Origin of the sequence: Bombella sp. ESL0378, assembly GCF_009725845.1 — a bacterium.
In the GTDB taxonomy this organism is placed as follows: Bacteria; Pseudomonadota; Alphaproteobacteria; order Acetobacterales; family Acetobacteraceae; genus Bombella; species Bombella pollinis.
This window is the reverse complement of the sequence record NZ_WNIF01000012.1, coordinates 1-10,019: the sequence shown is the minus strand read 5'-3', so window position 1 is coordinate 10,019 and position 10,019 is coordinate 1. Positions and strand designations below refer to the sequence as shown.

General features: G+C 37.3%; 9 protein-coding genes. All 9 read left to right on the top strand.

Annotation, left to right across the window (positions count from 1 at the left end; all coding sequences use genetic code 11):
* Positions 1–970: 970 nt before the first annotated feature.
* Positions 971–2,323 carry a hypothetical protein gene (locus GM556_RS08490; RefSeq protein ID WP_196424803.1) on the top strand — a complete coding sequence of 451 codons (1,353 nt, stop codon included), beginning with the start codon at positions 971–973 and terminating at the stop codon, positions 2,321–2,323.
* A 3-nt stretch (positions 2,324–2,326) separates the two neighbouring features.
* On the top strand, positions 2,327–2,866 hold the full coding sequence (locus GM556_RS08485) for a hypothetical protein (RefSeq protein ID WP_155579835.1): 540 nt from the start codon (positions 2,327–2,329) through the stop codon (positions 2,864–2,866).
* A gap of 1,239 nt (positions 2,867–4,105) precedes the next feature.
* Positions 4,106–5,677, top strand: a complete 1,572-nt coding sequence (locus tag GM556_RS08480; RefSeq protein ID WP_155579834.1) for a hypothetical protein — start codon at positions 4,106–4,108, stop codon at positions 5,675–5,677.
* 83 nt (positions 5,678–5,760) lie between these two features.
* Positions 5,761–6,150 (top strand): hypothetical protein, encoded by a 390-nt coding sequence (locus tag GM556_RS08475; protein WP_155579833.1) that lies wholly within the window; start codon positions 5,761–5,763, stop codon positions 6,148–6,150.
* A gap of 347 nt (positions 6,151–6,497) precedes the next feature.
* Positions 6,498–7,346, top strand: a complete 849-nt coding sequence (locus GM556_RS08470) for a hypothetical protein (RefSeq protein ID WP_155579832.1) — start codon at positions 6,498–6,500, stop codon at positions 7,344–7,346.
* Positions 7,285–7,980 carry a hypothetical protein gene (locus tag GM556_RS08465; protein ID WP_155579831.1) on the top strand — a complete coding sequence of 232 codons (696 nt, stop codon included), beginning with the start codon at positions 7,285–7,287 and terminating at the stop codon, positions 7,978–7,980. The genes GM556_RS08470 and GM556_RS08465 overlap by 62 nt, the downstream gene beginning before the upstream one ends.
* 61 nt (positions 7,981–8,041) lie before the next feature.
* Positions 8,042–8,608 carry an Imm42 family immunity protein gene (locus tag GM556_RS08460; RefSeq protein WP_155579830.1) on the top strand — a complete coding sequence of 189 codons (567 nt, stop codon included), beginning with the start codon at positions 8,042–8,044 and terminating at the stop codon, positions 8,606–8,608.
* A 54-nt stretch (positions 8,609–8,662) separates the two neighbouring features.
* Entirely contained in the window at positions 8,663–9,292 is a 630-nt protein-coding gene (locus GM556_RS08455) for a hypothetical protein (RefSeq protein WP_155579829.1), read from the top strand.
* A gap of 132 nt (positions 9,293–9,424) precedes the next feature.
* Positions 9,425–10,019: hypothetical protein (locus GM556_RS08450; protein WP_155579828.1), on the top strand; the 595-nt coding region annotated here is incomplete at its 3' end.

Genomic DNA, 10,019 nt, shown 5'->3' with positions numbered 1-10,019 from the left:
ATTAATATAGGTGTCTATATGGCGATGGTATTTTGGCATCAAAACGAAGCTTTTACTTGGCATTTTTATTTAAAACGGAAGAAAAGTTTTGATTATGGACAACCTACAATAGCTCCATTTGGACTAATTATATGAATATGCTAAGAGTTTCTGCCGTTTCCTTTTTAAGAGTTATTAAAAAAGAAGGAGAAGAAAGTCTATATGGTATAGGTCTGGAGGGGGGGCTGCAAATAGTTTATGAGCTTTACGGATGAGAGTTTCATAGGATTAGAGGCGGATAAGCTTACACTAGGGAAAAGGATGTATAAGAGATGATTTCATTTAAAAATATCTCATGCATCAATATTTTTATCTTTCTATCAAGCCTATTGGTTGAAGCTTTTTATAGAAATTTGGTTTTCACAGTACTTCATATTTCTGTAGAAATAGTCATTTTGTTTATCTTCTTTCGGAGGGTAAGGTTATATTTTCCAGAACGTAAGGCTTACAAATATGGGAGAAGGTTAATTTTATTAATATATATATTGTATTTATTTATACCTTTCTTTTTTAAAGAAGGGGCTATGTTTATGTTAGGATTGATGGTACCAGTATTACCTATCCTTGTACCGATACTTGCATTTATTATGATAGTTGCGCCTTATCAAAAAGGTATTTTTTATATAGTGGAAAATTCATTATTGTCAATTTTGTATCCTGTTATTAGTATATATATGTATCTATTATTTTTTAGATGTCTAAAATATTATTGGAAGGATGATTATAATTGTATTAGTAATTATGATAGAAAATATATAAATATATATTTGTTAACCATTTTTGTTCAATTTTATACAATTCCACAACATCTTATTGCATTATCGTAGATTTGAGATATAATGTCGTCAATAAGTTTGATGCGCAGAAACTCCAAAACCAACTACAGGCCAGCCAGCTAGGAACGCAGCCTGTGGGACAAGTTGTGGGCAGTGTGGCTGATGCGCTGGGGACGAAGCGAGATAGTTTCGGTCATGTTGTTAAGGCAGGCGTACCAGGTTTTGATGATGGCAAACTAAGTGATAACTGGGCCCGTATTATCCTAGAAGGAGGGGCAAATGCGGCAGTTGCCGCCTTGACGGGCGGGAACCCCACCGTTGCCGGAGCAGCGACCGTTGCAGGAAAGGTTGCATCTATTTCGGCAGCTCCTGCAATTGGTAGGTTAAGTGCTTCGATATTTAAGGATGATAGCACTGCTATTACTTTTGGCAATGCGCTTGATAATGTTCTGGCGGGTGCAAGTGGCGCCGCTGTGGGAGCGGCTATTGGCGGACATCAGGGGGCGTGGAATGGAGCTGTTACGGCTTCAATCATACAGCAATATAATGATACTTCTTCAAAAGATGTGGCACGAGCCGTTGCTGCAGGACGAATTTCACTTGTTTTTGCTGCTCATATGAAACAGGATGAATGGAGGGAGCATATTGCAGACGCAACTGAATGCGCATTCGCTGAGGTAGGGTCATATTTTTTAAATGGGAAAGTGAATGAGAACAATATTCCTCCCAAGGGATATCGTCTCCCCACAGAGGCTGAATTGAGAGAAGCTGGCATTGATGGTTATGCAGGTTTGGCAGCCATGTTACATTATCCACGCGATTCAAGAACGGGCTATAGTAGCCAGATGAATGCAGCTTTATATGTTCCGAAAGATCCTAGTAATGAGCATACGCCACCGTTGCTTGTGTTCCAAGGAACAGATATGACGCATATAAAGCAGGATGCCGAAGATGTAACTCAATATGCAGGATATGATAAGGAAACAGCGGGACATACTGCAAATGAGTATAGCCCGGGCCAAGTTCTAGGGCAGTTCTTTGCTCATTCAAAGTGGAGTAAGACTGTAGTCGTAGGCGGAAATTCTATGGGTGGCGGCATCGCTATAGCAGTCTCTCGGACAGCTGGATTACCGGCCGTTGCGACAAATCCGGCTGCTGTAAATGACAATACCTATGTTTTTGATAAGGTTAAAGGGCATGTTGATGCTGTTTATATGAAAGGAGAGTTTTTACACATCGTTCAAGATGCGTTGCATTCCGTGTATGCTAAATTGCCTGCGTCGCCTGTGACAAATGAAAATCAGGGGATATCTGTGTCTATGATTTCCCCTGTAGAGGAGGATAGGATTCCAACAACATTGCCTTATGAACTCATAACACCCGGGACACTTATAAGAGATATGCCTCATCCAGTGGGTCGTCATGAGAATACTGCTGTTGCTAGAGCTTTTGAGTGGGCAGTTGAACACAATGATAAGTTTTTTCGGAATCTTATGAAAGGAAAATAAAGAATGAACAGACTTGCAACATATATTTTTATTATTATCTTTGTTGCTATTACTGTGGTGGGGATTATGTATGAAGATAGTAATTATATTTTCTATGTAAAATCAATATGGTTATTTATTTACTCTCTTTTTTTGCTATCATTCTTAGAAATTGATGGTGTAATATTTGTTGTACAGCTTTTGTTTTTGTTCTCGGATGAAGTGAGAGTTCTTATAGCATTAATGTTCGTTTGGTATTTTTCTCTAAGATGGTGGAAATTTTTATTGTTCATATCCCCTTTTCTTTGCTTGATCTCTATAGTGTTTTCTGTGTCATATGAAGGGCATCTTGATATTTTTTATGTATATAATGTAGCAGCCTTTGCGTGGCTGCAACTTGGGTTAAGAAAAAATATTGATTTATTCTTTGACAAAGTTAACTTTCCTATATTTTCATGGGATAGAGTAATTCTTTTTATTTTTGTTGTATGCATTTTTGATTATATTTTCTTTAACGGTAAGATGCATTATATGCGCGTCTTTCATCTTGAAAGATACTGTTAGTTTCTAATCTAAATAAGAATTTCTTAGATAGAGGATATTAGGATGTTTATCTGTAAAAGACTATGAATTATTTTTGTTGGTAATGGGAGGTATCTTGTTTATGCTAAGAGGATGTGTGAGAGATAAGGTGTGTGTTGTTTGTTGGCAAAATAATAATTATATTAGTTTGTAAAGAATGGGGTGGTGGAAGATAATATGCGTAATTTTATAGTATTATTTATACTTTTTTCGAGTATTCCATTTTCCTTTTTTGTATTGGATAAGTTTCTTTTCTTTAAGAGTTATAAAATTATAGCGGAGAGGATGAGAAATTTTTTATTAAATTTGTTTTTATATTTTATTTTTATTCTTTGTGTCAAATTTTTTGACGATCGGTATGATTTTTTTTCTCATATATCATCATCTTTATTTTATACTAATTCTTTTTTAGGCGGATTGGTAATCTTATTTTCTATTATATCTGTTATTCTATTTTTTATTTTTGGCCCTCTTTCGAGAAAAACTACAGGATTGTATCTCTTTTTGATGAAAAAAAGGGGTATTTTGTATGTCTTTTTGAGATATAGAATTGAGATTAAATATTTCTTTTTGAAGACATATTCTTTTTTGTTCAATGTGTGTACAAATTTTCCAATATTTGTTATATACTCATCGTTGATAATCCCGCTTCTTGGTGATGGGAATGTAAATAGTAGAGATTTTATTGATTATAAATTATTAAACGATGCCATTTTCGCAGCTGTTACTAATTTAATGACAGGATGTATAATAGATATTTACATATCAAAATATATAAAGATTAATAATGTTGATAGAAGGCGATAGACTGTTACATAATAGACTTTGTACAATTTCATAATACTTAAATCTTAGCATAATTCTATTGTACGTTTGCAGTTCATTGAGTCCTTTATGAACGATTAAAAGGAAGTTGGAGGACATAAAATGAATAAGTATGAGAAAATATCATTTGTAAATGTTCATATATTTTCATATGTGATTTTGTGTCTAATATATTATATCAGTGATGGTAGTGTAATTTTTCACATGAAACCATTGATTATATTTTTTGTTTTACAAGAGTTTTGATAATAAATATATTATATTTATGGAGATAGATTATATATAGTTTTTCAACTATATTGATTTGGATAAATTATTATAGTGTTTAATAAATAAGAGGAAAAAAAGTTTCATCATCCGAGTTGCTGCTTTAAAAGTGTTGCCAATAGTGCGGGCATGATAGGTAGTAGCCGGACACATGATGAGAGCAGCGAGAGCCAGTCTGCTATTAGTGGCAATATTACCATCAATGCCCAGAGCCAGAGTGGGCGCTATAGCCGTGATGTGGAGCATGCCAATAAGGCTCTAGCCAATAAGTTTGATGCGCAGAAACTCCAAAACCAACTACAGGCCAGCCAGCTAGGGACGCAGCTTGTGGGACAAGTTGTGGGCAGTGTGGCTGATGCGCTGGGGACGAAGCGAGATAGTTTCGGTCATGTTGTTAAGGCAGGCGTACCAGGTTTTGATGATGGCAAACTAAGTGATAACTGGGCCCGTATTATCCTAGAAGGAGGGGCAAATGCGGCAGTTGCCGCCTTGACGGGCGGGAACCCCACCGTTGCCGGAGCAGCGACCGCTGCAGGAAAGGTTGCGTCTATTTCGGCAGCTCCTGCAATTGGTAGGTTAAGTGCTTCGATATTTAAGGATGACAGCACTGCTATTACTTTTGGCAATGCGCTTGATAATGTTCTGGCGGGTGCAAGTGGCGCCGCTGTGGGAGCGGCTATTGGTGGGCATCAGGGGGCGTGGAATGGAGCTGTTACGGCTTCAATCATACAGCAATATAATGATGCTGTATCAGATAAGATTAATGAAGCTGTTGCGAGAAAGCGTATTTCTGATAGTGAAGCGGCTCTTTACAAAAATCATGCTGCAATGGTCCGTGCGGCAGCAGCTTACATGCATGCTTTTCCTGAGGATGATCCATCGCAAGGATTTTGGAATGCTGATGGTTCTGTGAATATGAAAAACAATGCCGATAAAGATTATCATCTTCCTACTGAGGATGAATTAAGGAAGGAAGGAATTGATGGTTATGAAGGATTGAGAAAGTTACTATATCATCCCATCGACCCCATGAATGGGAAGCCGACTGATCTTGTTGGGGCATTGTATATACCTAATGATATAAAAGACAAAGCCACGCCAGTATCAGTTGTTTATCGGGGGACTGACGCGTCTAATCTTAGACAATTACAAGAAGATTTCTTCCAAAATATAGGGTCTGATGGTTCGGGATTTGGCGGGAAATATTCTTTAACTGAATATCGTGTGGCACAGGATATTGCGATAAAGTTATCTAATACGACATGGGCAAAGAATGGTCATATGATGTTTAATGGAAAGTCATTGGGAGGTGGTTTAGCGATAGTTTCTTCTAGAGTGACGGGGATTCCTGCTTATGTTACAAACTCTGCATCCGTGAATGATTATACCTATGTGTATAAAAATGGGGATAGTTCTATAAATGCTGTCTATGTTGGGAGAGAATTTTTACATAGCTTGCAATCTGTCTCTTTTTATGTAACTGTGTTTGGCCATCCTCCCGTAAGTGGTAGAAGTTCTATGATTACTCCACCAGTTGAGGATAATGTAATGAGAGGAGTGAGGGTTGATCATATTGATCCAGCTGAATCTGACGAATACTACTTTGTAAACCAAAGGGCTTTTTTCTTGCTTCATTATGCCTCTGCAGCTTATCGAGCTGTTGTTGAGAGGTTGAATAAAGATTTGGAGAAGATAAAATGATCAATAGGATGATTTATGTTATAGAATTATTATACTTTTTTTATTTTTCTCTTTCATTATTTTTGAGAGAGTACGATTTTTTTATGGTTAAGTCATTCACTATTTTTTGTTTGTTATTGTGTTTTGTATATAAATCAGAGGGAGAGGAGTATTTTTTTTCAACTATTAATTTACTTCTCTTTATCTCTTTCTATTTATTTGATTATGTAAAAGTGATTTTTAGATATGGCCTTACATTCCCAATTGTTTGGGTGGTGTTGGGGGCGACTGCAGATGGGGGAGGTTTTTCTGAGAAGAAATTAGTGGACGCTACTAATATTGCAGGAAGATTCTTTGTAATAATCTATGTATATATATTTTTCTTTTTAAGGAAAAATAGAAAATATATAAGTAAAAGTAAAATTATTGAATATATTATAATGATAATTGATTATGTGTTCTTAGCATACCCTAAACATATTAGATGGTTTTAATATTAAGTATCGCATTGAGTATGAAGATTATTATCTAGAGTCCTGATAATATGAGAAGAAAATGTTTGTCTTAGACGTTATATCATTGCGGCATTAGTATGGATTGACCTAGCATAGGATAATATGATGACGTATATTATATCGGCTAAATCCGTATGCTACCAAGAGTTTTTACATTACATTATGCGTCTTATGAGAAAGATATTATATTTATGTATGGAGATAGATTATATATAGTTTTTCAACTATATTGATTTGGATAAATTATTATAGTGTTTAATAAATAAGAGGAAAAAAAGTTTCATCATCCGAGTTGCTGCTTTAAAAGTGTTGCCAATAGTGCGGGCATGATAGGTAGTAGCCGGACACATGATGAGAGCAGCGAGAGCCAGTCTGCTATTAGTGGCAATATTACCATCAATGCCCAGAGCCAGAATGGGAGCTATAGCCGTGATGTGGAGCATGCCAATAAGGCTCTAGCCAATAAGTTTGATGCGCAGAAACTCCAAAACCAACTACAGGCCAGCCAGCTAGGGACGCAGCTTGTGGGACAAGTTGTGGGCAGTGTGTTTGAGGGCATTGATGATGCCCGTGCCGCAGCGCATCGGAGAGATGGAGATAAGTCAGCAGAGCATACAGGGCTTTTCTCTACGGAGGATATTGCCCGTAGCCTGATTGAGGCAGGCGGTGTCGCAGGGATTGCAGCATTAACGGGCAGTCATGTTGGGGCGGCGGGGCTTGGCACCTTAGTAGGCAAGCTATCTGCTATGGGGATGCGTCCTTTGGCGGAGGCCGCGGCTTCTGATTTAGTCGGTAGGAGCGGGGTGCTGCATGATAGTCTTGCCCATTTGATGGAGAGTGCGGCGGCCTCGGCTGGTGGAGCGGTTGGAGGGTTAGTGGCTGGTGGAGGCAGAGCCTCTGTCAATGCGCTTAACGGAGCTGCTGCAGCGAGTGCGATTGAGCAATATAACGATCAGGCTCGTGAGAAGGAGGGAAAGAAGGATAATCAGGCTGATCAACGTATAGTAGGAAGTACTATTGCAGGAGTAGTAGACTCACCTGTTGCGGCTGTTGCTTTAAGTGGGGCCGAAACAGGTGCGGAGGCAGGAATTATCACCGGTTTTGGTGTTGGGGATGAGGTTACGGTTCCTGTGGGAGCAGTGCTGTGGGGGGCTGGCCGTCGTTGCTGCTTATGAATATCATCAACTGCAATCTTTTGAAGTACAGCAGACGGCTACTTCTTCGGTTTTATCGGCTTCAGTGTTGCGCGTAGTATTACCAGTTCTTCCGCTGGACTTAGAAAAGCTACGAGGTTTGACACTTCCTCCTGTCAAACCGGAAGATCTGATCCTTGGGACACCAATGCCTGATCCAGTTGAAATACGGGGCTTGAGTACTCCAGCACCGTATCCGGGAAATATAGATATTCAAGGGTTACATGACCCTGAGACGTTTCCTCTTCCTGAGCCGCTTAGTTGGGAGGATTTGATTTTTACCTCCACACAGCAGGGGGGAAAGCGTTCACATTTACCAGTTAGTGAACCAGTATCTGTTGACTTGCCCGACAAGAAAGATCCTGTAGAATATAAGTCTAATCCAAAGCATACACCCGGAGCATCAGGCAGTGGTGCCCGTGCTGGTGTCGAACCAAGAGATGTATTGGATTTGTTTGGAAAATCTATTTCTAGTCAGAAAGAAGAAGATGATAAAAAACTAGGTATTCTGTTGATGGAAAAGGGGATATTCATCGATTTTTTGGTAGTAGAAATGGGCGAGGTGCTGAAGAGTATCATTGGAGTGGTAGTACGTCAGATGAATACAATCCATTAGATACATCTCGGATTGATATTCGAACAAGGCGAGACTTAAAAGCAAGAGGAGGGAAGATAAAATGATATATGGTGATCCTTATAAAATAGCGTTGCAGTTTGATGCTGTTAAGGAGTGGAATATGGAAGGTTGCTCGTGGGTAAATGGTTTATTTTCAGTCTATATAGGTGGAGAGCCATTCTTGTGTAATACAGAAAATACAACATTAAATATATTCTTCTTCTGGTATGCACGGTTAATTGAGAGAGAATCTTTTGTAAACAATAAATCCATAAAAACAAGGACAATTGATTATTATAATCGATTGTATAAAAAAATATATGACAGTATATATGTGGATGATAGTTTAAATGATGATGAAATATCAGTTTTTTTTGATATTTCATCGCCTCCTCTAAGTGATTTTGGCAAAAATATTTACGTTTCATTGGGTGAGGATGATGTAATTCTTTACGGAGATGGCGATAAGGGGCGTAGCTCCATATTGCCTGGGGGGACTTTGTTATCATTGTTCAATGATATGAATAAATACCCTTTATTTTCATTTTTTAATGAAGGAATAAAATGGGAAGAGACCTACCATTACTATGCATCCCATGAGTATATAAAAATGAATAATGTGTTGTAGGCAGTTTTGGTGGCTTGCGGGGTTTAGAGCAGAGGGGGGGAAAAGTTTAGAAAAATGATGCGTAAATTGGTTAAATATGTAATTTGTAGAGCAAGGGATAAAGATATTTCTGAGGGGCTCAAGGATTCTTTCTCCTCTTTTGGGGGGGATATTAAGAAATCTATTACTCTTTTTAGGGAACTTAATAAAATAAGTGATTGGTATGCTGTAGATGATTTGCTGTCGCCAGTAGTTGATTTTGCCTCTAGTTTATCAAGGGTAATAACTTTCTATGAGTTGCTTTATGATGCTATTCAGCATTTGTTAGATATTCATGAAAATGACTCTTCATCCTATGAGGTAAATTTTGGTGAATTGTATAAAAATCTTTTATTTGAAGATAATAAAAACTTTGATGTTATCTGTTTCCAGAAGGAGTTGGAGATTTTTTATGGCAAACTTTCCTCATGCAGAAATAGTTCATTTTTGAAGAATTTTATCTTTTTGGAGGATGAATTTACATCTTTTTACAAGAAAGAAAAAGATCTTCAGATGGCAATTAATGTATTTTTTTCAGAAAAAGCAAAGCATAGTGAATTTTATGACGTTCCCTTTTTGTTAAATATTAATTTTTTCCTCATTAGGGTAAGTGATTTTTTGTCTGCATGTCAGATTTCCGTATGCTCTTTAGAAGAATATATGTAATTCATCGATTATGTTATTGGCGATTTCGGCCGGTGTGGGGGCAGAGCCTTTTGTTAATGTATTTAACGGAATTGCTGCCGTGAATGTAAATAAGCTTCAAAGAGCTGCTTTGGGGAGGAGAAGGTTAGGGAAATGATGCATAAATTGGTTAAATATGTAATTTGTAGAGCAAGGGATAAAGATATTTCTGAGGGGCTCATGGATTCTTTCTCCTCTTTTGGGGATGAGATGAAGCAATCTATTACTCTTTTTAGGGAACTTAATAAAATAAGTGATTGGTATGCTGTAGATAATTTGGTTTCTCCAGTAGTTAAATTTGTTTCTAGTCTAGCAAGGGTAATGAATTTCTATGGGTTGCTTTATGATGCTATTCAGGATGTGTTAGATATTCATGAAAATGACTCTTCATCCTATGAGGTAAATTTTGGTGAATTGTATAAAAATATTTTATTTGAAGACAATAAAAACCTTGACATCATCTGTTTTCAAAAGGAATTGGAGATTTTTTATGGTAAACTTTCTTCATGCAGGAATAGTTCATTTTTGAAGAATTTTATCTTTTTGGAGGATGAATTTACATCTTTTTACAAGAAAGAAAAAGATCTTCAGATGGCAATTAATGTATTTTTTTCAGAAAAAGCAAAGCATAGTGAATTTTATGACGTTCCCTTTTTGTTAAATATTAATTTTTTCCTCATTAGGGTAAGTGATTTTTTGTCTGCATGTC